Below are 25,285 nucleotides of genomic sequence, written 5' to 3' on the forward strand. Positions count from 1 at the left end.
CAGAAGTGAAACGCCGTAGCGCCGATGGTAGTGTGGGGTCTCCCCATGCGAGAGTAGGGAACTGCCAGGCATCAAATAAAGACAAAAGCCCCGTACGAAAGTACGGGGCTTTTGTCTTTATTGCTATCAGGTGGTTGGCTACACGAGAAGAGAGCAGGACAAAAGGCATAGCCTTTTGAACGTTGCGCAGCAACGGCCCGAAGGGTGAGCCACGAAGTGGATCATCAACTGCCAGGCATCAAATAAGTGGAAAGCCCTGTACTGACGTACAGGGCTTTTTGCTATGTATAATTTGGTGGTTTTTGTTCAAAATACGTTCGAAACCTGTTCGGAATTTCGTATATCGGCCGATTTAACCCGAGTTCTTTATCGCGACTTTCCCCTCATTTCCCATCCTTTATAACTAAAACCTCTGAATTAATAACTGAAGCTGAAACATTTTCACTTACCACTTGCACGCTCGACATCTTAATCAAAACCCGTTATCTTCGGGGGTCTAGAAGTCTAAACGTATAAATGGATGCAGTGAGGAAGTTGTTATGCCGATCCGGGTTCCAGATGAACTACCAGCCGTGAATTTCTTGCGCCATGAGAACGTCTTTGTCATGACGTCATCACGTGCGAAAACGCAGGAGATCCGTCCTCTTAAGGTGCTGGTTCTTAACCTGATGCCGAAGAAAATTGAGACAGAAAATCAGTTTTTACGGCTGCTTTCGAACTCTCCTCTGCAGATTGATGTGCAGCTGCTGCGCATTGATAGCCGCGAATCCAAAAACACCCCCGCTGAGCACCTGAATAACTTTTATTGTGACTTTGAAGACATTCAGCATGACAACTATGACGGCCTGATCGTCACCGGTGCGCCTCTGGGATTAGTCGATTTTTGCGACGTGGCATACTGGCCCGAAATTGAACGTGTCATTCACTGGGCGAAAGAGCATGTGACATCGACACTGTTTGTTTGCTGGGCAGTCCAGGCTGCATTGAATGTGCTTTATGGGCTGCCAAAAATGACCCGCGACGCGAAGCTTTCAGGGGTTTACCCTCATCAGACGCTACAACCGCTGGCATTACTCACGCGTGGATTTGATGAAAGCTTTCTGGCACCTCATTCCCGTTATGCCGATTTTCCGGCTGATGTGCTCCGCCAGTATACTGATCTGGATATTTTCGCTGAATCTGAGGAGGCAGGAGCCTACCTCTTTGCCACGAAAGATAAACGCATGGCCTTTGTCACCGGGCATCCTGAATACGATGCAGGAACGTTGGCAGGTGAGTATCTGCGCGATGTGGCGGCGGGTTTATCGCCGGAAATGCCTTACAACTATTTCCCGCAGGATAACGCCGAGCTTTCACCGAAGGCAACCTGGCGGAGTCACGGACACCTGCTGTTCACTAACTGGCTGAATTATTACGTTTATCAGATCACGCCGTTTGATCTGCGCCAGATGAATCCAACCCTCGAGTAACTCTCTTTTTAATATTTGAGCAGACGATCTTGCCGGTCGTCTGTTTACACTCCTTTTATCCCCGTGATCCTTTTGTCGGACCCTTGCCTTCTAAACGCATCCTCTTCTGTTCGAAACTCATTACCATTTTATGGAAAAATAATTTCTTTCTATCTTATTGATTAAAAATAATACTTTTTAATTTTAAAAATAAAATGGAAATCGTTTTTGATTTTATGAAAATCATGATTACGCTTAAATCTGTCGGGCAATAAATGACCAGAGATAAATGGCCTCAGGATCATGAGGGCATCTCCGGTGTTTTTTCAACCGTAACAGCATCTGTTCAGTGAAGCGGTCTGGCAGATTAAGCAGATAAATCAGGAGAAAAGCGATGTCAGAGCAACTTACCCGCAGTCAGCTTGGCTTCACGCGTCGTTTTGGTGAGAACGAAGCGCAAATTCTGACCGAAGAGGCCGTGGATTTTTTGTCCGAACTGGTCGTGCGTTTTACCCCGCTGCGTAACCGTTTACTGGCCGATCGGATTGCCGTGCAGCAGAAAATAGATCAGGGCGTGCTGCCTGATTTTATTTCGGAAACTCATTCCATAAAAAATGCAGACTGGAAAATACGCGGGATCCCTGCTGATTTGTTAGACCGTCGCGTAGAAATCACGGGTCCTGTCGAACGCAAGATGGTGATCAATGCGCTGAATGCCAATGTAAAAGTGTTTATGGCGGATTTTGAGGATTCGCTGGCTCCGGACTGGCAGAAAGTCATCGAAGGGCAAATCAATTTACGCGATGCGGTGAACGGGACTATCAGCCACACCAATGAATCTGGAAAGATTTATCAGCTCAAACCCGATCCGGCAGTATTGATTTGCCGCGTACGTGGTCTGCATTTGCCTGAAAAGCATGTGACCTGGCAGGGCGAGGGCATACCCGGTTCACTGTTTGATTTTGCTTTGTACTTTTTCCATAACCACCGCGCCTTGCTGGCTAAAGGGAGTGGGCCCTATTTCTACCTGCCAAAAATGCAGTCTTATCATGAAGCCGACTGGTGGAGCCAGGTCTTCAGCTTTACTGAGGAATACGCCGGATTATCCCGTGGCACCATAAAAGCCACAGTGCTGATTGAAACCTTGCCTGCTGTTTTCCAGATGGATGAAATCCTTTATCACCTGCGGGATCACATCGTTGGCCTGAACTGCGGCCGCTGGGATTATATCTTTAGCTATATCAAAACGTTGAAGAACCACTCCGATCGTGTTTTGCCCGATCGTCAGTCCGTCACTATGACTCAGCCGTTCCTCAGTGCGTATTCGCGTCTGTTGATCAAAACCTGTCACCGCCGTGGCGCATTTGCGATGGGGGGCATGGCGGCATTTATCCCCAGCAAAGACGTTAAACGCAACGAATGGGTGCTGAACAAAGTCCGTACCGACAAAGAGCTGGAAGCGAATAACGGACATGATGGTACCTGGATTGCGCATCCGGGTTTGGCGGATACAGTACTCGAAGTGTTCGATAAGGCGCTGGGAACCCGCTCAAACCAGCTCAACGTGTTACGCGAAGAAGATGCTGAAATCACCGGCAAACAATTGCTCGAACCATGTCCCGGTGAACGCACCGAAGAAGGCATGCGCGCCAATATTCGTGTGGCAGTGCAATACATTGAGGCCTGGATCTCCGGTAATGGTTGCGTACCGATTTACGGGCTGATGGAAGATGCTGCTACCGCAGAAATCTCCCGCACGTCGATCTGGCAGTGGATCCACCATGGCAAAGCGCTCAATGACGGTCAACCGGTCACAAAACCGCTGTTCCGCCGCATGCTCAACGAAGAAATTCTCGTGATCCAGCAGGAACTGGGAGAACAGCGTTTCAGCGCTGGTCGTTTCACACAAGCCGCCGCATTGATGGAAAAAATCACCACACAGGATGAACTGATCGACTTCCTGACACTGCCGGGCTATCAGCTGCTGGCCTGAGTTTTCTTATCCTACACATAAAAAGACCGGAGCATTTGCCATGAAAACGACCCGTACTCAGCAAATTCAGCAGCTTGAAGAAACCTGGAGCCAGCCGCGCTGGAAAAATATCACCCGACCTTACACCGCGGCAGAAGTGATCAGCCTGCGTGGCTCAGTAAACCCGGAATGCACTCTGGCCCAGCATGGCGCAGCCCGCCTGTGGAATTTACTGCACGGCGCTTCACGAAAAGGCTATGTGAATTGCCTTGGTGCCCTGACCGGCGGGCAGGCTTTACAGCAGGCGAAAGCCGGGATTGAAGCTATTTATCTGTCCGGGTGGCAAGTGGCTGCCGATGCCAATACGGCTTCCAGTATGTATCCCGATCAATCGTTATATCCGGTGAATTCGGTGCCTGAAGTGGTCGCGCGCATTAACAACACCTTCCGCCGCGCGGATCAGATCCAATGGGCGAATAACATTGAGCCTGGTCAGCAGGGGTATACCGATTATTTCCTGCCGATTGTGGCTGACGCGGAAGCCGGTTTTGGTGGCGTACTTAATGCGTTTGAGTTGATGAAATCCATGATTGAAGCGGGTGCTGCTGCGGTTCATTTTGAAGATCAGCTTGCTGCCGTGAAAAAGTGCGGACATATGGGTGGCAAAGTTCTGGTGCCGACACAGGAAGCGGTGCAGAAGCTGGTTTCCGCGCGCCTTGCCGCTGATGTTCTCGGTGTACCGACGCTTCTGGTAGCGCGTACCGATGCTGATGCCGCAGATTTACTGACATCCGATTGCGACCCTTATGACAGTCAGTTTATTACCGGCGAGAGAACACATGAGGGTTTCTACAGAACGCATGCGGGTATTGAACAGGCTATCAGCCGCGGGCTGGCTTACGCACCTTATGCTGACGTGGTGTGGTGTGAGACGTCTACGCCTGACCTCAAACTGGCGCAGCGTTTTGCCGAGGCTATCCATGCAAAATTCCCCGGCAAACTGCTGGCCTACAACTGTTCGCCATCATTTAACTGGAAGAAAAATCTCGACGATAAAACCATCGCCAGTTTCCAGGAACAGCTGGCCGGAATGGGCTACCAATACCAGTTCATCACACTGGCTGGCATTCACAGCATGTGGTTCAACATGTTCGACCTGGCTCATGCTTACGCACAAGGCGAAGGGATGAAACACTACGTTGAGAAAGTACAGGAGCCGGAATTTGCAGCGGTCAGCCGTGGCTATACTTTCGCTTCGCATCAGCAGGAAGTGGGAACCGGTTATTTCGACAAAGTGACCAACATCATTCAGGGCGGACGATCTTCGGTGACCGCGCTGACCGGCTCTACTGAAGAACAGCAATTCTCCTCCACATCGCACTGATTTTCTGCTGGCCCGGCGAAATCCGGGCTTTTTCCCTTATGGAGGTGCCTCTATGCGTATAGAGCTGTTGATTGCGCAGACTATTTTGCAGGGATTCGACGCTCAATATGGCCGCTTTCTCGAGGTGACAGCGGGGGCGCAGCAACGCTTTGAAAATGCCAGCTGGCCGGCGGTACAGGCGGCAATGAAGCAACGTATTCATTTGTATGATCACCATGTCGGACTGGTCGTTGCTCAGCTTAAATGTATCACCGGGCAGCATTTTTATGATGCCGCATTCCTGATCCGCATAAAGGAATGTTACTCCGAATTACTGCCGGATTATCCCCGGGCTGAAATTGCCGAAAGTTTCTTTAATTCAGTCTATTGCAGGATATTTAAACATCGTGATCTGACGGCCGACAAACTGTTTATTTTCAGTGAACAGTCTGCCCGGCGACCACAAATTTGCTCCCGCCCCTTGTCACGTCAATATCCGGTTCAGGGCAATCTGATCGCAGTATTATCAAAAGTGCTTGATGATCTGCCAGTGCGTTTACCGTGGGAAGATGCGAACCGCGACGTTGATTATATTGCTACGGCGTTGCAGCAGCGTTTTCCAACAGATTGGCTGGCGAGTGCTGATATTGAGATCGCTACCGAAATTTTTTATCGCAATAAGGCCGCGTGGATCATCGGAAAAATCCGCTCGGGTTCGCAGGTATTTCCCTTGTTATTGCCGGTCCATCTGAGCCATCAGAGCCAGCTGTTTGTTGATGCCTGCCTGACCGATGGCAGCGACGCCAGTATCGTTTTCGGTTTTGCCCGTTCGTATTTCATGGTCTATGCCCCTCAGCCTGGCGCGCTGGTGGAATGGTTACGCGAGATTTTACCGGCGAAAACCACCGCTGAACTTTACAGCGCTATCGGCTGCCAGAAGCATGCAAAAACAGAGTGTTACCGCGAGCACCTGCGTTTTATGGCGCAAACTGACGCGTCTTTTATTATTGCGCCAGGCGTCAAAGGTATGGTCATGCTGGTGTTCACCCTGGCGGATAGTGACCGTGTTTTCAAAGTCATAAAAGATAATTTTGCCCCGCAGAAAGAAGTTACTGAAGCGCAGGTCATGGCCTGCTATCAGTTAGTGAAAGAGCATGACCGCGTAGGGCGGATGGCGGACACTCAGGAATTCGAACATTTTGTTCTGCCGAAGAAAAATATCAGCCCGGAACTGATGGCCGAATTGCGACGCGAAGTGCCTGCTAAAATCGAAGACTTGGGTGACAGCATTGCGCTTCGCCATCTGTATATAGAACGACGTATGACGCCTCTGAACTTATATCTGGAGCAGGCCAATGATACGCAGCTGCATGATGTGATTGAAGAATACGGTAATGCCATCAAACAACTGGCCGCGGCGAATATCTTTCCCGGCGATATGTTGTTTAAGAACTTTGGCGTGACCCGCCATGGCCGCGTGGTGTTTTATGACTACGATGAAATCTGCTATATGACCGAAGTGAATTTCCGCGATATCCCTGCGCCGCGCTATCCGGAGGATGAACTGGCCAGTGAGCCCTGGTACAGCATTGCGCCGGGTGATGTTTTTCCGGAAGAATTTCGCCATTTCTTGTGCAGTGACAAACGTCTCGCTCAGATCTTCGAAACGCTACACGACGACCTGTTCAGCGCTGGCTACTGGCGTAGTTTGCAGCAGCGGATCAGCGAAGGACATGTCGAAGATGTCTTTGCTTATCGCCGTTCCCAGCGCTTTAGCCGCCGCTAAAGCGCGTAATCATCCCGCCACACTCCGGCGGGATTTCAGCGCCTCTGTCAGTGTTTCCCGCCGCCGTATGCCTGTGTAATTTCTTTTGCCGCGTGGATCACCAGCGCACCCAACTCCGTCACCCGGTCATCGGTGATCCGCGAGATCGGACCCGAAATGGAAATGGCTGCGTACGCGTCGTTATGCTCATCATAAATGCAGGTCGCCACGCAACGCAGGCCGAGCGCATGTTCTTCATCATCAAAGGCATAGCCACGTTTACGCGTATCCGCCAGCTCCTGTTTCAGGTTCGCCGGAGACGTCTTTGTCAGCGGCGTATAACTGTGCAGGCCAATCTTGTGCAGCATCTTCACCAGTCGTTCCTCCGGTAATGTCGAAAGAAATGCTTTACCGGCACCCGACGCATGCATCGGTAATTTTCCGCCAATCGGCGCTGACATTCTCATCAGCGCATTACACTGTACCTGATCGATAATGATCGCCTGATAATCACTGTGATCCAGCACCGCCAGATTCACGGTCTCGCCGGATTCTTCCATCAGACGGCGCAACATCGGGTGCACCATCGCCAGTAAATTCCGGCTCTGAAGGAAACTGCTGCCGACAACAAAAGCGTGCGAACCAATGGTCCACAGGCCCAGATCACCGACCTGACGCACAAACCCCTGCTGCTGCATGGTTGTCAGCAGCCGATGGGTAGTGGAATTAGGTAAACCCGCCTGCTGAGCCAGATCGGTCAGCGCAACGCTGCCCTGTGCTTCAGCAATATATTCCAGCAACTTAAGGCCACGTGTCAGAGACTGAACTTGCCCGGTCGCGGCGCTGCCTGTTGCGGCAGCGGCTTTGGTTTTCTTAGCACGTTTGGCCGGAGCCGATACGGACGTTGCCATGAGCCTGTTCCTTGTAAGATGCGCCAAAATCTGGCGAAGAAAAGTCATTTTTGGAATTGGTTTTCGTTTTTACAGTATGGATCGCAACCTGCCTTTGCGCTCATCCGATGTGTTGCACTGCATTTGCGGGATGTCTTCCCGAATTGAAAAAGTCTCACGTCAGCGCGGGCTTTTGGCTGAGGAAGGTATGTTAGGATGTTGACCATAATTTCCGGTGCATGAATGAACAATTTGCCGGGTGTGCGTGATGGGTGATGAGGTGAAAGTGACTAATCGAGTTGAAGCGCTACATAAGCAGCTGGCAGAGCGCATTTTGGTTCTGGATGGCGGCATGGGCACCATGATTCAAAGCTATCGTCTGGAAGAGGAGGATTACCGCGGCGAACGTTTTGCTGACTGGGAAAGCGATCTGAAAGGCAACAACGATCTCCTGGTGCTCTCAAAGCCAGAAGTGATCGTCGAGATCCATAACGGTTATCTTGCTGCTGGCGCCGATATCCTTGAAACCAACACTTTCAACTCCACCACGATTGCGATGGCTGATTACCATATGGAATCGCTGTCGGCTGAAATTAACTATGAGGCCGCGCGGCTGGCCCGTCAGTGCGCCGATGAATGGACCGACCGTACGCCGGATAAACCCCGCTATGTCGCCGGGGTTTTGGGCCCGACCAACCGCACGGCGTCGATTTCGCCTGACGTTAACGATCCTGCGTTCCGTAATGTGTCTTTCGATCAGCTGGTAGAAGCCTACCGCGAATCGACCCGCGCGCTGATTGAGGGCGGCGCAGATCTCATCATGATCGAAACCGTATTCGACACACTTAACGCCAAAGCCGCCACATTCGCTGTAGAAAGCGAGTTTGAAGCGATGGGTATCGTATTGCCAGTGATGGTCTCTGGGACGATTACCGATGCTTCTGGCCGAACCTTGTCCGGCCAGACCACAGAAGCTTTTTATAACTCGCTGCGCCACGTCAAACCGCTCACTTTCGGCCTGAACTGCGCCCTGGGCCCGGATGAATTGCGTCAGTATGTCGCTGAATTGTCGCGCATTGCAGAATGTTATGTCACGGCTCACCCGAACGCCGGTCTGCCTAACGCCTTCGGTGAATACGATCTGGAAGCCAAAGAAATGGCTGAGCACATTGCCGAATGGGCGCGCTCGGGCTTCCTGAATATTGTTGGTGGTTGCTGTGGTACTACGCCTGCGCATATTGCGGCGATGGTGAAAGCCGTCGAAGGTGTGCCGCCGCGTGCATTACCGACCCTTCCTGTTGCCTGCCGTCTGGCGGGGCTGGAACCGCTGACCATTGATCCTCAGACGCTGTTTGTGAACGTCGGCGAACGGACCAACGTCACCGGTTCTGCGCGCTTTAAGCGACTGATCAAAGAAGAGAAGTATTCTGAAGCGCTGGCCGTTGCCCGCCAGCAGGTTGAAAGTGGCGCGCAGATCATCGACATCAACATGGATGAAGGGATGCTCGACGCCGAAGCGGCGATGGTACGTTTCCTCAGTCTGATTGCCGGTGAGCCAGATATCGCCCGTGTGCCAATCATGATCGACTCCTCCAAATGGGATGTCATCGAAAAAGGCCTGAAATGCATTCAGGGCAAAGGCATCGTTAACTCCATTTCGATGAAAGAGGGTGAGGAAGCCTTCCTGCATCACGCCCGCCTGGTGCGCCGCTACGGGGCAGCCGTTGTGGTTATGGCATTCGATGAAACCGGACAGGCGGATACCCGCGCTCGCAAAATTGAAATCTGCCGCCGTGCCTACAAATTGCTGACGGAAAAAGTCGGCTTCCCGCCGGAAGACATTATTTTTGACCCGAATATTTTCGCGGTCGCCACTGGTATTGAAGAACATAATAACTACGCTGTCGATTTCATCGAAGCTTGCGCCGATATCAAAGCGCAACTGCCGCACGCGCTAATCTCCGGTGGTGTTTCCAACGTTTCATTCTCGTTCCGCGGTAACGAACCGGTGCGCGAAGCCATTCACGCTGTGTTCCTGTATCACGCCATCCGCAATGGTATGGATATGGGTATCGTCAACGCCGGTCAGCTGGCGATTTATGATGACTTACCGGCTGAACTGCGCGACGCCGTTGAAGACGTGATCCTCAACCGCCGCGACGATGGTACCGAACGTCTGCTCGAACTTGCCGAAAAATACCGTGGCAGCAAGGACGATGGCGAAGCGAATAAACAGCAGGCGGAATGGCGCAGCTGGGAAGTCAAAAAACGCCTCGAATACTCGCTGGTGAAAGGCATTACCGAATTTATCGAACTGGATACTGAAGAGTGCCGTCAGCTGGCTGCACGTCCTATCGAAGTGATAGAAGGCCCGCTGATGGATGGTATGAACGTCGTCGGTGACCTGTTTGGTGCCGGTAAAATGTTCCTGCCGCAGGTGGTGAAATCCGCGCGTGTAATGAAACAGGCTGTGGCCTATCTGGAGCCGTACATTGAAGCGAGCAAGGAAAAGGGCCAGACCAATGGTAAAATCCTGCTCGCAACGGTAAAAGGCGACGTGCATGACATCGGCAAAAACATCGTCGGCGTGGTGCTGCAATGTAATAACTACGAGATTATCGATCTCGGTGTAATGGTGCCGACCGACAAAATTCTCAAAACTGCCATTGAAGAAAACGTCGATATCATCGGGCTTTCGGGGCTGATTACGCCGTCGCTCGATGAAATGGTCAACGTGGCGAAAGAGATGGAGCGACGTGGCTTTACCATGCCCTTGCTGATTGGCGGCGCGACCACGTCTAAAGCCCATACCGCCGTTAAAATCGAACAAAACTACAGTGGCGTGACCTGCTACGTACAAAATGCCTCGCGCTCTGTCGGCGTGGTTTCTGCGTTGCTGTCAAAAGAGCAGCGTGACGCGTTTATCGAACGTACGCGCAAAGAGTACGACACCGTTCGCATCCAGCATGCACGTAAAAAGCCGCGCACACCGCCGGTCAGTCTCGAAGTGGCCCGCGATAACGCTACCACTATCGACTGGGACGATTACACGCCGCCCGTTGCCCATCGGCTGGGCATTCAGAAAGTGGAAGCCAGCATTGAAACGCTGCGTAATTACATCGACTGGACGCCGTTCTTCATGACCTGGTCGCTGGCAGGTAAATATCCGCGCATTCTTGAAGATGAAGTGGTCGGCGAAGAAGCGAAGCGCCTGTTCCAGGATGCCAATGACCTGCTTGATAAACTCTCCGCAGAGAAGTTACTGAACCCGCGTGGCGTCGTCGGATTGTTCCCTGCGAACCGTAAAGGCGATGACATCGAAATCTACAGCGATGAACGTCGTGAAGACGTGCTGGTGGTCAGCCACCATCTGCGTCAGCAAACGGAAAAAACAGATTTCGCCAACTATTGTCTGGCGGACTTTGTCGCGCCGAAATCGAGCGGTAAAAAAGATTACATGGGCGCGTTCGCCGTCACCGGCGGGCTGGAAGAAGACGCGCTGGCTGAGGCGTATGACAAGCAGCATGATGACTACAATAAAATCATGATCAAGGCGCTGGCAGACCGTCTTGCCGAGGCCTTCGCGGAATATCTGCATGAGAAAGTGCGTAAGGTTTACTGGGGTTTTGCGCCCACAGAGAATCTGAGCAACGAAGAACTCATCCGCGAGAATTATCAGGGAATTCGCCCGGCTCCGGGTTATCCGGCCTGTCCTGAGCACACGGAAAAAGGCCAGATCTGGAAGCTGCTTGATGTTGAGACTAACACCGGTATGCAACTGACCGAATCTTTTGCGATGTGGCCGGGCGCTGCGGTATCCGGCTGGTATTTCAGCCATCCTGACAGCAAATACTTCGCCGTGGCGCAGATTCAGCGCGATCAGGTCGAAGATTACGCTGCGCGTAAAAATATGCCAATTGGCGAAGTTGAACGCTGGCTGGCGCCTAACTTAGGTTACGACGCCGACTAATACCCGTCATCCTTCAAGTTGACTCTGCGTTGGCTGCCATCACGAACCCCAGTCACTTACTTCAGTAAGCTCCTGGGGTTCATTCAGTTGCCGCCTTAATTCATCTCGAATGATTTAGGGTATCCCATCGGTGTGTTTTTCCACTTGAATCAATTCACTTCCACATCAATGTGCAGCGCGTCATAGCGCCAGTACTCCAGATCGCAGTCGATGACCCGGCCGTGCTGGTCACGGTTAATACGCGTGATAAACAGCGCCGGACTGCCGGAAGTGACTCTCAACGCACGCGACGCTTCTTCTGGCAGTAGCGTCGGCACCATATCAAACCGCACGCGCCCGTAATGAATGTCATAGCGGGAAGCATATAAATCTGTCAGAGATGTCGTGAGATCCGCATCGAGAATGCCCTGAAAATACAGCGGATTAAGGTAATGCTCGACATACAGCACCGGGCGCTTGTCGATATAACGCAACCTGCGGATACAAATCACCTCACTCTCTGGCGGCAACAGTAACTTCTGGCTGACCGTTTCACTGGCTACGCAGTTTTTCGCATCAATGACTTCGGTTTGCGCATGACGTCCCTGATCTTTCGCCATCGCGTGAAAGTGACTTCTTTGCAGCGGGTTGTAGACAATGCGCGGCGGGGAAACAAACCAGCCCCGGCGTACCTCCCGGTAGATCAACCCCTGCGCCTCGAGCTGGCTTAATGCTTCCCGTAATGTGATTCGGGTGGTGGAAAATTGTTCACTTAACGCCCGCTCAGAAGGCAGCCTTCCCTTTGCAGAAAATACCCCGGCCGCAATACTTTCGCTCAGTGCCTTGCAGATGACAGCAAGGGTGGTCTGCGATTCACTCATCGGTCAGCAAGCCTCATTTCAGTGCGTTTTTGCACCAATCTGACCCTTTGTCGTGTAAATAATGTGCGCTTGTTAACAGCTATAAGCTTAAAACTGCTGCTTTTTCACGCTGACATATAATTATCACAATTGAGCGTTAGATTGGCTTGGTTCTTGCTGGACTAGACCAGCACTTCACACACACTACCATCCGGAGCATCCGTTATGAAACAGTTGTTCGCTTCTGTGTTAACCAGCGCGCTTGTCCTCTCCGCTTCACCGGCATTTGCCGCTGAACCTCCTGCTGCACTCCTCAAAGCGGCGCAAGCCGAAGGGACCGTAAACAGCGTCGGTATGCCTGATGACTGGGCAAACTGGAAGGCCACCTGGAGTGATCTGAATACCAAATACGCGCTGAAACACAGCGATACAGATATGAGCTCCGCGCAGGAAATCGCGAAATTCCTCGCTGAAAAAGACAATGCCAGCGCTGATATTGGTGATGTGGGGGCGGCTTTTGGCCCGGTCGCGGTGTCGAAAGGCGTCACTCAGCCATATAAACCCACCACCTGGGATCAGGTGCCTGATTGGGCTAAAGATAAAGACGGTATGTGGGCACTCGCTTACACCGGCACTATCGCGTTCATCATTGATAAATCCCAGGTCAAAGATGAGCCGCACAGCTGGGCCGACCTGCTGAACAGCAAATACAAAGTGACCATCGGTGATGTGAGTACCGCGGCGCAGGCAGCGAACGGCGTACTGGCGGCAACCTATGCGATGGGCGGGAATGAAAAGGATCTGAAACCAGGCCTGGAATATTTCGGCAAACTGGCGAAAGCAGGGCGTCTGAGCCTGACTAACCCGGTCATCGCTTCTCTGGAAAAAGGTGAAGTGCAGGTCGGCGTGGTCTGGGACTTCAACGGACTGAGCTATCGCGACAAAATTGATAAAACCCGCTTTGACGTAGTGATCCCTTCTGATGGTTCCATCACTTCCGGCTATACCACCATCATCAACAAATTCGCCAAGCACCCGAACGCCGCCAAACTGGCGCGTGAATACATCTTCTCAGATGCCGGTCAGATTAACTTAGCGCAGGGTTACGCCCGCCCAATTCGTGCTGATCACATCACTCTGCCAGAGGATGCAAAAGCCAAACTGCTGCCATCCAGCGAATACAAAAATGCTCACCCGATTGCCGATCCGGCTGCATGGGATAAGAGCGCCAAAACCTTGCCTCGTATGTGGCAGGAAAACGTCATGATCAACATGCAGCAGTAATCCTTTAAAAATTTATAAGAAAAACCGGACAGCGAAAGCATTGGTTCAATTACAACACCTGTTTGAGACGAAAGGCATACGCGTAATGAAGAGCATTCTGGTAGTACTCGACGGTCTGAATTATCAGGTCGCCAAAGACGCAATGGGTTATTTACAGGCCCAGTGTGCCGCAGGACGCGGCCGCTTGTATCAACTGGAATGCGAACTGCCATCGCTGTCCCGGCCGCTTTATGAATGCATTCTCACCGGTATCACGCCGGTGATGAGTGGCATTGTGCATAACCACGTTGACCGGTTATCGACACAACGCAGTATTTTCCACTATGCCCGTGATGCAGGCCTGACCACGGCCGCAGCGGCGTATCACTGGGTCAGCGAGTTGTATAACCGCACGCCGTTTGACCCGCCGCGTGACCGTCATACCAGCGATGAATCGCTGGCCATTCAGCACGGTCATTTTTATTACGATGACGCCTACCCTGACTCACATTTGTTCGACGACGCTGAAAGCCTTCGCCGTCGCCACAATCCTGATTTCCTGGTGATCCACCCGATGAATATCGATGACGCGGGTCATAAATTTGGCCTGTCCACGCCGCAATATCGCAATAAAGCGCGGACGGCTGACGGCATACTTTCGCGCTATCTGGGCGACTGGCTGGATGCCGGTTATCAGGTGATTGTGACCGCCGACCACGGCATGAACGATGACCGCAGCCACGGCGGTATTTTGCCGGAAGAGCGTCAGGTGCCGCTGTTTGTATTCGGCAGCGCGTTCAGTTTTAAAGATGCCGCACCGTTGCAAACTGAGCTGTGCGGAACCGTTTGTCAGATACTCAATATTGCCCACGACAAGCCACATTGCGCGGCATTACTGGCCTGAATCCCGTCACTTTTAAAGGATAACCGATGAAAGCTAAGTGGATTGCAGCGCTGTTTATGTTGCCGTTTCTGGTATTTTTCATCGCATTTCAGCTGGCGCCTCTGGCCTGGATTGCGGTGAGCAGCTTTTACAGCGAAACCTACGAAGCCTGGGGAATGGGCAATTACAGCGACATTCTGACTTCTCCGTTTTATTTACAGGCCATGCGTTTCTCGCTGGATATCTCCATCTGGTCGAGTTTATACGGTTTGGTTATCGCGTTAGTGGGCAGTTACTCACTTCGCCAGCTAGGACCGACAAAACTTCATGATTTCGTCATGTCGTTCACCAACATGACCAGCAACTTCGCGGGCGTCCCGCTGGCATTTGCTTTTGTCATCCTGCTTGGCCTGAACGGTTGTCTGACGTTGCTGCTGCGCAAATATGGGCTGATGGAGCACTTCGATTTGTATTCGAAAAACGGGCTGATTGTTCTCTACACCTATTTCCAGATCCCGCTTGGCGTATTGCTGATGTACCCCGCGTTTGATGCACTGCGCGAAGACTGGCGAGAATCGGCAGCATTGCTCGGCGCTGGCCGCTGGAGTTACTGGCGTTATATCGGCATGCCGGTTCTGTTCCCGGCCCTGCTGGGTACTTTTGTAATTTTGCTCGCAAACGCACTGGGCGCGTACGCCACGGTCTACGCGCTGACCACCGGCAATTTCAATGTGGTGCCGGTGCGTATTGCGGCGCTGGTGTCGGGGGATATTTCTCTCGATCCGAACATGGGCAGCGCGCTGGCGATGTTACTGGTGGTGTTGATGGCCTTTATCACGCTTGTCCATCAGTGGCTATTGCGTAAAAGTTATCTCAGTCAGCGCAGCTGATTGCCGGAAAAAGGAACGTAAGATGTCGCGGTCTGAAGCAATTTACCACCGTGTGGTGATCTGGGTATTACTGCTTGTCCTGATGTTGCCGCTGCTGGCTACGCTGGTGTATGCGCTGGTGCTGGAATGGGGGGCCACCATTTTGCCGAGCGGTTTTACGCTCAAATGGCTGGTGGAACTGTGGAGCGATCCGCGTTTCCTTATTGCACTCTGGCACTCGCTGCTGGTGTGTTTCGGCACGCTTTTCCTGTCGCTGGTGCTGATCTTGCCATTGATGTTTGTGATTGCTTACTATTTTCCGAAGCTCGACGCACTCATGAATATCCTGATCTTACTGCCGTTCGCCGTGCCGCCGGTGGTGTCTTCGGTGGGGCTGATGCAGCTCTATTCTGCTGAACCGCTGGCTCTGACCGGTACGCCGTGGATCCTGATCGGCTGTTACTTCACCATCGCCTTGCCGTTTATCTATCGCGCCATCTCTAACAACATGCAGGCCATTAATCTGCGTGATCTGATGGATGCGGCGCATCTTCTCGGTGCCAGCACCTGGAAAGCCGCGCTGCTGGTGGTTTTACCGAACTTGCGCAAGGGCGGAATGATTGCCGTATTGCTTTCGTTCTCCTTCCTCATCGGGGAGTTCGTGTTCGCTAATCTGCTGGCCGGCAGCCGTTATGAAACGGTGCAGGTTTATCTCTATAACATGCGCAATGGCAGCGGCCATTTCACCAGCGCATTGGTCATCTCCTATTTCATGGTCGTCCTGATTTTCACCTGGGTGGCGAACATGCTGAACAAAGGAAAGAGCTGATTATGTCGTATTTGCAGGTCACTCAACTCAACAAGTCTTACGGTCCGACGCAGATTTTCAACAACATTGATTTCTCGGCAGAAGAGGGCGAGTTCGTCACGTTGCTGGGGCCAAGCGGCTGCGGAAAATCCACGCTGTTGCGCTGTCTTGCCGGGCTGACTTCCGTCGACAGCGGCAAAATCCTGATCCAGGGGCAGGATATTGTGCCCCTGCCGCCACAGCAGCGTGGGATTGGCATGGTCTTTCAGAGCTACGCGTTGTTCCCGAATATGACAGTGGAAGCCAATGTCGCGTTTGGTTTGAAAATGCAGAAGATACCGGCTTCCGAGCTGCATCGCCGCGTCGGCGAAGTACTGGAGCTGGTGGAAATGAACGATTACGCCAAACGTTATCCGCATCAGCTTTCGGGTGGACAGTGTCAGCGTGTGGCGCTGGCACGCTCGCTGGTGACGCAGCCGCGACTGCTCCTGCTCGATGAGCCGCTTTCCGCGCTCGATGCCCGTATTCGTAAACATCTGCGCGAGCAAATTCGCCGTATTCAGCGCGAAATGAACCTGACCGCAATTTTCGTGACTCACGATCAGGAAGAGGCGCTGACCATGTCAGACCGGATTGTACTGATGAACAAAGGACAAATCGTCCAAAATGCCGATGCCGAAACCCTGTATACTGAACCGGTGGATGCTTTTGCAGCAGGTTTTATCGGCAGCTACAACTTGCTGAGTTCTGAACAGGCTATGGCGCTGACTGGTATGACTTACACGGGTCGCGTCGCCATCCGGCCAGAGTCGGTAACGATATGCGAGTTGACTGAAGGCATTCCGGCTAAAATTCTTAGCCACAGCCTGCTTGGCAACGTGGTGCGCTATCGTGTTTTAGCGCACGGTGTTGAGCTTTCTGTGGATGTCTTAAACCGTTCTGTGGCCTCACTTCGCGCCGATGGCAGCGATATTGGTCTACAGTTAGATCTTGTTACGTTACGGGAAGTTGCATGAAACTGGCGCTGTTTGATCTCGATGAAACCCTGATTAGCGGCGACTGTTCCAGTCTTTGGTCTGCCTACATGGTGGCGAATGGCTGGGTGGCAGATGAGCAGGCTTTCCTGCAACAAGATGCTGCGCTGATGCAACAATATGCCGTGGGTAAGATGGATATGCAGGAGTACATGCGGTGTACTTTGGTGCCGCTTACCGGACGCAGCGAAAGTGATGTTGCGGCGATGGTCACCGGTTATGTTCAGAATATTATTGCACCGCGCATTTATGCGCAGGCGCGTGAGTGTCTGGCCTCTCACCGCGCACAGGGCGACCGGACGGTGATTATTTCCGCATCCGGCGAGCATCTGGTGCAGCCGATTGCCCGCTTCCTCGGAGTCGAGGAAACACTGGCGATTGGTGTGGAAATTAAAGACGGGCGCTTTACCGGCGCCACGCAGGGGACGATGACGTATCGGGAGGGCAAAGTTTCGCGTCTACTCGAACTCATCAATCAGGACGATTCCCTGCTGCAACAAGCCAGTTTCTATTCGGATTCCCATAATGATCTGCCCTTACTGACCCGAGTGGGTCAGCCGGTGGCCGTGAATCCGGACGCCATCCTGCTCCAGCACGCCCGGCAGGCAGGATGGCCGGTCTATGCCTGGCGTTAATGGAGCTGTTTTTTCGTGTTAACCCTTTTGCATCTGTTGTCTGCTATTTCTTTGCTCGTATGGGGTACGCACATCGTGCGTACCGGCATCATGCGTGTTTTTGGTGCCAATCTGCGCCGTGTTCTGAGTAACAGTGTTGAGAAAAAACCGCTGGCGTTCGTCGCCGGTATTGGCGTGACCGCACTGGTACAAAGCAGTAATGCGACGGCGCTGCTGGTCACGTCCTTTGTCTCGCAAGGGCTGGTTGCGCTGGCACCGGCGCTGGTGATTATTCTCGGCGCTGATGTCGGTACCGCCGTGATGGCGCGTATCCTGACTTTCGATCTCTCCTGGCTTTCCCCGCTGCTGATTTTCGTCGGCGTGGCCTTCTTCCTCAGCCGTAAGCAAACGCGCGCCGGACAAATGGGGCGTGTCTGTATTGGGCTTGGCCTGATTTTGCTGGCACTGGAACTGATTGTGGGCGCCGCGACGCCGATTATGCAGGCATCCGGCGTGAAAGTGCTGTTCTCATCCCTGACCGGTGACGTGCTGCTCGATGCGCTGACCGGCGCAGTGTTTGCCATCATCAGTTATTCCAGTCTGGCAGCGGTTTTACTGACCGCCACCCTCGCAGCGACCGGCGTTATCTCGCTCAAAGTCTCCTTATGTCTGGTGATTGGTGCCAACCTCGGCAGCGGGTTGCTGGCGATGATCAACGCCAGCAAAATGAACGCCGCCGGTCGCCGTGTAGCGCTCGGCAGTACGCTGTTCAAACTGATTGGTTTAGTGATTGTGCTGCCATTTATCGGACCGCTTTCGAATCAGCTGGCGCGTCTGGGCATTCCGGATGAAGAGCTGGTGATTTATTTTCACATGTTCTACAACCTGATCCGTTGTCTGGCGATGGTGCCACTCACCGCGCCGATGGCCAAAATTTGTCAGCTGATGATTGCCGATGTGCCAGAAGATGATCCGCGTTTACGTCCGCGCCATCTGGACGTCAGCGCGATTGATACCCCGACGCTGGCGCTTTCTAATGCCGCCCGCGAAACTCTGCGTATGGGGGATGTGGTGGAACATATGCTGATCCTCAATCGCGAAGTCATGCATGGCAAACTGGCACAAGATCGCGAGGTACGACGTCTCGATGACGACGTCGATGTGCTGTATACCGCCATCAAACTGTATCTGGCGCAAATCAATAAAGAAGGTCTGGGTGAGGATGATTCGCGCCGCTGGGCTGAAATCATTGAGATGGCGCTGAATCTGGAACAGGCCGGTGACATTATCGAGCGCATGACAGGCGATATCACCGCCAAATCTCACGCCACGCGCCGTGCATTTTCACCGGAAGGTCTGGTGGAGTTGGAAGCCCTGCATGAGAAATTGCTGGATAATTTACGTCTGAGTTTGGGCGTATTTTTGTCGAACGACCTGACCAGCGCACGGCGTTTGCGCCGTTCCAAGCATCGTTTCCGTATTCTTGACCGGCGTTATGCTCACGCCCACGTGGACCGTTTGCATCAGCATAACGTGCAAAGCATCGAAACCAGTTCGCTGCATCTCGGGTTGCTGGGTGACATGAAGCGCCTGAATTCTTTGTTCTGTGCAGTGGCGTATAACGTGCTGGATCAGGATGAGCAGGAAGATGAAATGCGTGAACCGAATGACGATATGAAACGGGTTTAATTTCCGCTTTCATGAGTAAAAAAACGGGTGCTAAGAAAGCACCCGTTTTTTTGTTCTTTCAACTGTCTGAAATCAGTCTTTTTTTACCGGTTTACCGGACCAGTAACCGGCCAGCAACGAGCCTGACAGATTGTGCCAGACCGAGAACAATGCGCCCGGCAGCGCGGCCAGCGGGGTGAAATAAATTTTCCCGAGCGTCGCGGCTAACCCGGAGTTCTGCATACCGACTTCCATCGCCAGCGTGCGGCAGGTGGTTTCGTCAAAACCAAACAGCTTCCCACCCCAGTAACCGCTCAGCAGGCCGATGCCGTTGTGCAAGATCACCGCCACAATCACGATAAGGCCGACGGAACCAATAAAGCCCTGACTGCCCGCCACTACGGCGCTGATAATTGCCACGATGCACACCATCGAGAACAGCGGCAGCAGCGGTTCGATGCGTTTCACCGTTTTCGTGAACAGATGATGAATAATCAGACCGGCTAAAATCGGGATGACCACAATCTGCAAAATGCTCAGCAGCATGCCTTCCACATCCACTTTGATATGCGTATCGACATACAAACGCGTCAGCAACGGCGTGGCGAAAACGCCGACCAGCGTGGAGACGGCAGAAACCGTCACGGAAAGCGCAACGTCGCCTTTGGCAAGATAAATCATGACGTTAGAAGCAGTGCCGCTGGCGACGCTGCCCACTAAAATCATACCCGCCGATAAATCCGCAGGCATATGGAAGAGTTTTGCCAGCACCCAGGCGGCCAGCGGCATCACCAGATAATGCAGGAAAGTGGCGGCGGCTACGGGGCCCGGACGCGACAGAACGCGCTTGAAATCACCGAATTCGAGGGTGACGCCCATCGCAAACATTATCAGCATCAGTAGCGTGGAAACATACGGGCCGATCGGGGTGAACGTGCCGGGCGAATAATAGGCCGCGACGGATAACAGCACGGCCCACAGCGGGAACAGGCGGGTTATTTTGGCTAACATTGAGGATGATCCTTGTCTTTGTTGTTTTGCAAAAGTACAGACAAAAAAAGACCGGGCACATGGCCCGGTCTTCACAGATACCGCGCCCGTAATTATTCGAATAGGTTGCGGTGTAGAGTTTTAACGACCTGATCGGCATCGTTGCCCGGCACCAGGAAACACAGGTTGTAGCTGCTTGCGCCGTAGCAAATCATGCGGATATTGAACGGATCCAGTACGCCGAAAACCTCTTTACCGACGCCGCAAGCCTGCGACAATTTGTTGCCGATGATGGCGACCAGCGCCAGATTTTCTTCTACTTCCACGCGACACAGTGAGGATAATTCGGTCAGCAGCGAAGTGGTCAGCAGGCTGGCATCAGAAGAGGTGGAACCGGTGGTATCCAGCGTCAGCGCCACGCTGACTTCTGAGGTAGTGATGAGATCCACGGAAATGCTGTGACGCGCCAGAATGCCAAACACTTCGGCGAGGAAACCGCGCGAATGCAACATGCTCAGGCTGTGCAGCGTGACCAGCGTTTGTCTGCGGCGCAGCGCTATCGCACGAAACAGCGGCGGATTATTAGTGGTATCACAGACTAAAGTGCCGCCGCCCGACGGATCTTTGCTCGAGCCGACAAACACCGGAATACCGCGGCGTACCGCAGGCAATAACGTGGCCGGATGTAAAACTTTCGCGCCAAATGTCGCCATTTCAGCGGCTTCTTCAAAAGCGATACGATCAATGCGTTTTGCTGCCGGCACCAGACGCGGGTCAGTGGTGTAAATTCCCGGTACGTCAGTCCAGATATCCACACGTACAGCGCTCAGTGCTTCGCCCAGTAGGGCTGCCGTGTAATCGCTGCCGCCACGGCCAAGCGTGGTGGTGCGGCCTTTGCTTTCTGAACCGATAAAGCCTTGCGTGATAACCAGCGCGTCCTGCAGGCGCGGTTGCAGCTGCGAAACGGTGAGCTCGCTCAGTGCCTGCGTGTCCGGTTCTGCACGACCGAAACGATCGTTAGTGCGCATGATTTTACGCACGTCAAACCATTCCACCGGCACATTGCGCTGGCGGATAATTTCAACAAACAACAGGGTGGACATCAGTTCGCCGTGGCTGACCAGTTCGTCGGTCAGTGCCGTTGATGTCGCGAGGCTGGCAGCTTCGGACAGCATGGCGATGTTTTCCAGCATGCGGGCCAGCTCTTCGCGGATCACCGTCGGATCATCCAGACGGTCAATAATGGCATTCTGGATACGGCGAATTTCATCAAGCAGAAACGCCCGGCGCTCAGCTTCTTTGCCTTCGGCCAGCTCGACTAATAAATTGGTGACGCCCGCAGAGGCGGAGAGAACAACCAGACGCACTTCAGGGCGCGACAGAACGATATCTGCACTGCGATTCATGGCGTCGAAATCCGCTACGCTGGTACCGCCGAATTTGGCGACGATAACGTTGCCCAGAGGCTGCGGGTTGGCGTTGCGGGATGCTGCGTAATTCATGTAAAACCTCATGTCAGGGTCGTCATACCAGACGGCCATCTATTCCATAATTCTATAAGAATTGGCACAAGGGGAGAGCGGGAAGGGGGCAGACGTAGAGATGCTACGATACACCCAGAAGCGCCCCACCTTGTCGACATCCTCGCGGATGCCCGGTGACAACCCAGGGGATTCAGCCCCTGTAGTCGATCATATGCCTGCCGCGGGCTTCAGACCTCGGCGTCGCTCCCCCTGATGTACCTTCGTAGGATTCGGCTCCTCCGATACACTTCCTGGGCGACGCGCCTCTTCTGGCTCACGCGACATGCGCGCGAGTTAGGTGCTTAGGAATAACGGGTTATGGCGCGTCTGTCAACGGTCTCGCAGCCCATGCGCCACATTTTGAACGATTCTCATCTAATATTGTTCTCTGTCATTGTGATTTGGCAGATCTGGCCTATCGCAAGAAAAGGCATCTCATCTCGGGAAGTTCAGGATACAATCGGGACAGTTACCTCATATTTATTCTCAGCCTAAGAGCATTGCTATGAAAAATATCAATCCAACTCAGACCGCTGCCTGGCAAGCCCTGCAGCAGCATTTCGACAAGATGAAAGATGTGCAGATTAGCCATCTGTTTGCTGAAGATGGTGATCGTTTCTCCAAGTTCTCTGCCACGTTTGAAGACCAGATGCTGGTCGATTTCTCCAAAAACCGTATCACTACCGAGACGCTGGACAAACTGCAGGCGCTGGCAAAAGAGACCGACCTTCAGGGCGCAATCAAATCGATGTTCTCTGGCGAGAAGATCAACCGCACAGAAGACCGTGCCGTGCTGCACGTTGCCCTGCGTAACCGCAGCAACACGCCAATCGTCGTGGACGGCAAAGATGTGATGCCGGAAGTGAATGCCGTTCTGGCGAAAATCAAAGGCTTCACCGAACGCGTTATCGGCGGCGAGTGGAAAGGTTATACCGGTAAAGCCATCACTGATGTGGTGAACATCGGTATCGGCGGTTCAGACCTCGGCCCGTTCATGGTGACCGAGGCGCTGCGTCCGTACAAAAACCACCTGAATATGCATTTTGTCTCCAACGTGGATGGCACGCACATTGCCGAAACGCTGAAAGATTTGTCTCCGGAAACGACCCTGTTCCTGGTTGCATCAAAAACCTTCACCACCCAGGAAACCATGACCAACGCCCACAGCGCGCGTGACTGGTTCCTGAAAACCGCAGGCGACGACAAACACGTGGCGAAACACTTCGCGGCGCTGTCTACCAACGGTAAAGCAGTGAGCGAATTTGGTATCGATACCGACAACATGTTCGAGTTCTGGGACTGGGTCGGCGGTCGTTATTCACTGTGGTCTGCAATTGGTCTGTCCATCGCCTTGTCTGTTGGTTTCGATAACTTCGAACAGCTGCTGAGCGGCGCACATGCGATGGATAAACACTTCGCCAATACACCGGCTGAGAAAAACCTGCCGGTTCTGCTGGCGCTGATCGGTATCTGGTACAACGATTTCTACGGTACTGAAACCGAAGCTATCCTGCCATACGACCAGTACATGCACCGTTTTGCTGCTTACTTCCAGCAAGGCAACATGGAATCTAACGGTAAGTTCGTTGACCGTAACGGCAACCCGGTGGATTACCAGACTGGCCCGATCATCTGGGGTGAACCAGGTACCAACGGTCAGCACGCGTTTTATCAGCTGATTCACCAGGGAACCAAAATCATCCCTTGTGACTTCATCGCTCCGGCCATCAGCCATAACCCGCTGAGCGATCACCACGCGAAACTGCTGTCTAACTTCTTCGCACAGACAGAAGCGCTGGCGTTCGGTAAATCTCTGGATGTCGTCGAGAAAGAATTCGCCGATCAGGGTAAAAAACCGGAAGACGTGAAACACGTCGCTCCCTTCAAAGTGTTTGAAGGTAACCGTCCGACTAACTCCATCCTGCTGCGTGAAATCACGCCTTACAGCCTGGGTGCGTTGATTGCGATGTACGAGCACAAAATCTTTACTCAGGGCGCAATCCTCAACATCTACACTTTCGACCAATGGGGTGTGGAACTGGGTAAACAGCTGGCAAACCGTATCCTGCCAGAGCTGGATGGCGATAAAGATGTTACCGGCCACGACAGCTCCACGAACGGTCTGATTAACCGCTTCAAAAACTGGCGCTAATCCCTCGTCATTCTTCAGACTGTTTCAGCGTTGGTTACGTTGGTCCAGCCCGAATGATTTAGGGCATTAAGGTATTTACTACGCCAAAATAAAAGGGTTAGCCTTCACCGGCTGGCCCTTTTTAATGGCGCTTTGCCGGTGCTGACTCTGTGGTATTCTGCGGGTATTCATAACAAAAGTGGGATGTAGATCACATGGCAGGATCAAAACGCGCAATGATGATATCCGTCATTATGCAGCGAATCTTGAACGTTTTCTTATTGGGACTGGCCGCGATCCTGATGATTTTTATCGGGCGCGAAACCTATCATTTGGCCATGGTGTTGTTCGTTAATAACGACCAGTCTTCGTCGTATCTGCTGATAGAGGGGATTGTGATTTACTTCCTCTATTTCGAGTTTATTGCGCTGATTATCAAATATTTTTCCTCGGGTTATCACTTCCCGCTGCGCTATTTTATTTACATCGGCATTACCGCGATTATCCGTCTGATTATCGTCGACCACAAAAGTCCTTATGACACACTGGTTTACGCCTGCGCCATCCTCGTGCTGGTCGTGACGCTGTTCCTTGCCAACAGCGAACGTCTTCGCCGCGAATAAAACAGGCCATTACTGACCCGCATTCATGCGCTAGAATGCGGGGCAGATAATTCATTGGAGGTATGAATACCTTCATTACGGAGCCGTTGATGTCTGATTCCCATTCCCCTGAACAATCCCCGATCTACTGGTTTGACGATCCCTCGCAGGTGCCTGCGGATGTGGCTGACTGGCTGATGGAAATGGGATCCATGACCCGCCGGTTTGAAAAGCAGGGTGTTACCGTCACCGTGAAGCCGCAAAATGAATGTTTTGTCAGCCGCGATGAACTGGGTGAAAGTGAAGCGCAGCAGTTGCCGGAAAGTGCCCGTTACTGGATCCGCGAAATCGTACTGTTTGGGGATGCCGAACCCTGGTTGCTGGGTCGCACGATCATTCCTGAGGAAACGCTGACCGGGCCGGATCTGGCATTGGTAGATCTGGGCACCGTACCGCTCGGACGCTATCTGTTTAGCGGTAATAACCTGACCCGCGATTACATCCATTTAGGGCAACTGCAGAGTGAACAGGGCGATTTATGGGCGCGTCGTTCCCGTCTGCGGCTCTCAGATAAACCGCTGTTGCTGACTGAAATTTTCCTGCCGGACTCGCCGTTGCATCGCCCGCAAAATAGGGTGGGGCAGCAATGAGTC

General features: G+C 52.7%; 19 protein-coding genes and 1 riboswitch. Of the genes, 15 read left to right on the forward strand and 4 right to left on the reverse strand.

Annotation, left to right across the window (positions count from 1 at the left end):
• Positions 1-539 precede the first annotated feature (539 nt).
• From metA to aceK, 4 genes are all read left to right on the forward strand, one after another.
• Positions 540-1,469, forward strand: a complete 930-nt coding sequence (gene metA / locus D5398_RS14380; protein ID WP_120508255.1) for a homoserine O-acetyltransferase MetA — start codon at positions 540-542, stop codon at positions 1,467-1,469.
• Positions 1,470-1,842: 373 nt separating this feature from the next.
• On the forward strand, positions 1,843-3,441 hold the full coding sequence (gene aceB / locus D5398_RS14385) for a malate synthase A (RefSeq protein ID WP_120508256.1): 1,599 nt from the start codon (positions 1,843-1,845) through the stop codon (positions 3,439-3,441).
• Between the two features lie 40 nt (positions 3,442-3,481).
• On the forward strand, positions 3,482-4,804 hold the full coding sequence (aceA, locus tag D5398_RS14390) for an isocitrate lyase (protein ID WP_120508257.1): 1,323 nt from the start codon (positions 3,482-3,484) through the stop codon (positions 4,802-4,804).
• Positions 4,805-4,856: 52 nt separating this feature from the next.
• Positions 4,857-6,569, forward strand: coding sequence for a bifunctional isocitrate dehydrogenase kinase/phosphatase (aceK, locus tag D5398_RS14395; RefSeq protein ID WP_120508258.1), 1,713 nt, complete (start codon positions 4,857-4,859; stop codon positions 6,567-6,569).
• 47 nt (positions 6,570-6,616) lie between these two features.
• On the opposite strand, the gene iclR is transcribed toward aceK, so the two are convergent.
• Entirely contained in the window at positions 6,617-7,459 is an 843-nt protein-coding gene (gene iclR / locus D5398_RS14400; RefSeq protein WP_120508259.1) for a glyoxylate bypass operon transcriptional repressor IclR, read from the reverse strand.
• Positions 7,460-7,706: 247 nt separating this feature from the next.
• Here iclR and metH point away from each other — a divergent pair, with 247 nt between their 5' ends.
• Entirely contained in the window at positions 7,707-11,408 is a 3,702-nt protein-coding gene (gene metH / locus D5398_RS14405; protein ID WP_120508260.1) for a methionine synthase, read from the forward strand.
• 149 nt (positions 11,409-11,557) lie between these two features.
• Here metH and D5398_RS14410 read toward each other — a convergent pair whose 3' ends face one another.
• Positions 11,558-12,268 (reverse strand): UTRA domain-containing protein, encoded by a 711-nt coding sequence (locus tag D5398_RS14410; protein ID WP_120508261.1) that lies wholly within the window; start codon positions 12,266-12,268, stop codon positions 11,558-11,560.
• Positions 12,269-12,472: 204 nt separating this feature from the next.
• Here D5398_RS14410 and D5398_RS14415 point away from each other — a divergent pair, with 204 nt between their 5' ends.
• The 7 genes from D5398_RS14415 to D5398_RS14445 all read left to right on the forward strand — a co-directional run bounded on the left by D5398_RS14415 (position 12,473) and on the right by D5398_RS14445 (position 19,407).
• A complete protein-coding gene (locus D5398_RS14415; protein WP_120508262.1) occupies positions 12,473-13,531 on the forward strand; it encodes an ABC transporter substrate-binding protein in 1,059 nt (352 codons plus the stop codon).
• 85 nt (positions 13,532-13,616) lie between these two features.
• A complete protein-coding gene (locus tag D5398_RS14420) occupies positions 13,617-14,414 on the forward strand; it encodes an alkaline phosphatase family protein (protein ID WP_120508263.1) in 798 nt (265 codons plus the stop codon).
• Between the two features lie 26 nt (positions 14,415-14,440).
• Positions 14,441-15,283 carry an ABC transporter permease gene (locus D5398_RS14425; protein WP_120508264.1) on the forward strand — a complete coding sequence of 281 codons (843 nt, stop codon included), beginning with the start codon at positions 14,441-14,443 and terminating at the stop codon, positions 15,281-15,283.
• Between the two features lie 22 nt (positions 15,284-15,305).
• On the forward strand, positions 15,306-16,091 hold the full coding sequence (locus D5398_RS14430; protein ID WP_120508265.1) for an ABC transporter permease: 786 nt from the start codon (positions 15,306-15,308) through the stop codon (positions 16,089-16,091).
• 2 nt (positions 16,092-16,093) lie between these two features.
• Positions 16,094-17,086: an ABC transporter ATP-binding protein gene (locus D5398_RS14435; protein WP_120508266.1), complete on the forward strand. Its 993-nt coding sequence runs from the start codon at positions 16,094-16,096 to the stop codon at positions 17,084-17,086.
• A complete protein-coding gene (locus D5398_RS14440) occupies positions 17,083-17,739 on the forward strand; it encodes an HAD family hydrolase (protein WP_120508267.1) in 657 nt (218 codons plus the stop codon). The genes D5398_RS14435 and D5398_RS14440 overlap by 4 nt, the downstream gene beginning before the upstream one ends.
• 15 nt (positions 17,740-17,754) lie before the next feature.
• A complete protein-coding gene (locus D5398_RS14445) occupies positions 17,755-19,407 on the forward strand; it encodes a Na/Pi cotransporter family protein (protein ID WP_120508268.1) in 1,653 nt (550 codons plus the stop codon).
• Between the two features lie 72 nt (positions 19,408-19,479).
• Here D5398_RS14445 and panS read toward each other — a convergent pair whose 3' ends face one another.
• On the reverse strand, positions 19,480-20,397 hold the full coding sequence (gene panS, locus D5398_RS14450; protein ID WP_120508269.1) for a ketopantoate/pantoate/pantothenate transporter PanS: 918 nt from the start codon (positions 20,395-20,397) through the stop codon (positions 19,480-19,482).
• 92 nt (positions 20,398-20,489) lie between these two features.
• On the reverse strand, positions 20,490-21,878 hold the full coding sequence (lysC, locus tag D5398_RS14455; RefSeq protein WP_120508409.1) for a lysine-sensitive aspartokinase 3: 1,389 nt from the start codon (positions 21,876-21,878) through the stop codon (positions 20,490-20,492).
• A gap of 110 nt (positions 21,879-21,988) precedes the next feature.
• Positions 21,989-22,176, reverse strand: a riboswitch (Lysine riboswitch).
• A 228-nt stretch (positions 22,177-22,404) separates the two neighbouring features.
• On the opposite strand from lysC, the gene pgi reads away from it, so the two are divergent.
• The 3 genes from pgi to ubiC all read left to right on the forward strand — a co-directional run bounded on the left by pgi (position 22,405) and on the right by ubiC (position 25,282).
• The gene (gene pgi, locus D5398_RS14460) at positions 22,405-24,051 is read left to right on the forward strand and encodes a glucose-6-phosphate isomerase (RefSeq protein WP_120508270.1); all 1,647 of its coding nucleotides are present in this window, start codon (positions 22,405-22,407) and stop codon (positions 24,049-24,051) included.
• A gap of 194 nt (positions 24,052-24,245) precedes the next feature.
• Positions 24,246-24,653, forward strand: coding sequence for a phosphate-starvation-inducible protein PsiE (gene psiE, locus D5398_RS14465; RefSeq protein WP_120131480.1), 408 nt, complete (start codon positions 24,246-24,248; stop codon positions 24,651-24,653).
• An 89-nt stretch (positions 24,654-24,742) separates the two neighbouring features.
• Complete coding sequence (gene ubiC / locus D5398_RS14470) at positions 24,743-25,282, forward strand: chorismate lyase (RefSeq protein ID WP_120508271.1); 540 nt, start codon at positions 24,743-24,745, stop codon at positions 25,280-25,282.
• The last annotated feature ends 3 nt before the right edge of the window (positions 25,283-25,285 follow it).

Origin of the sequence: Rahnella bruchi (assembly GCF_003614975.1) — a bacterium.
GTDB lineage: Bacteria > Pseudomonadota > Gammaproteobacteria > Enterobacterales > Enterobacteriaceae > Rahnella > Rahnella bruchi.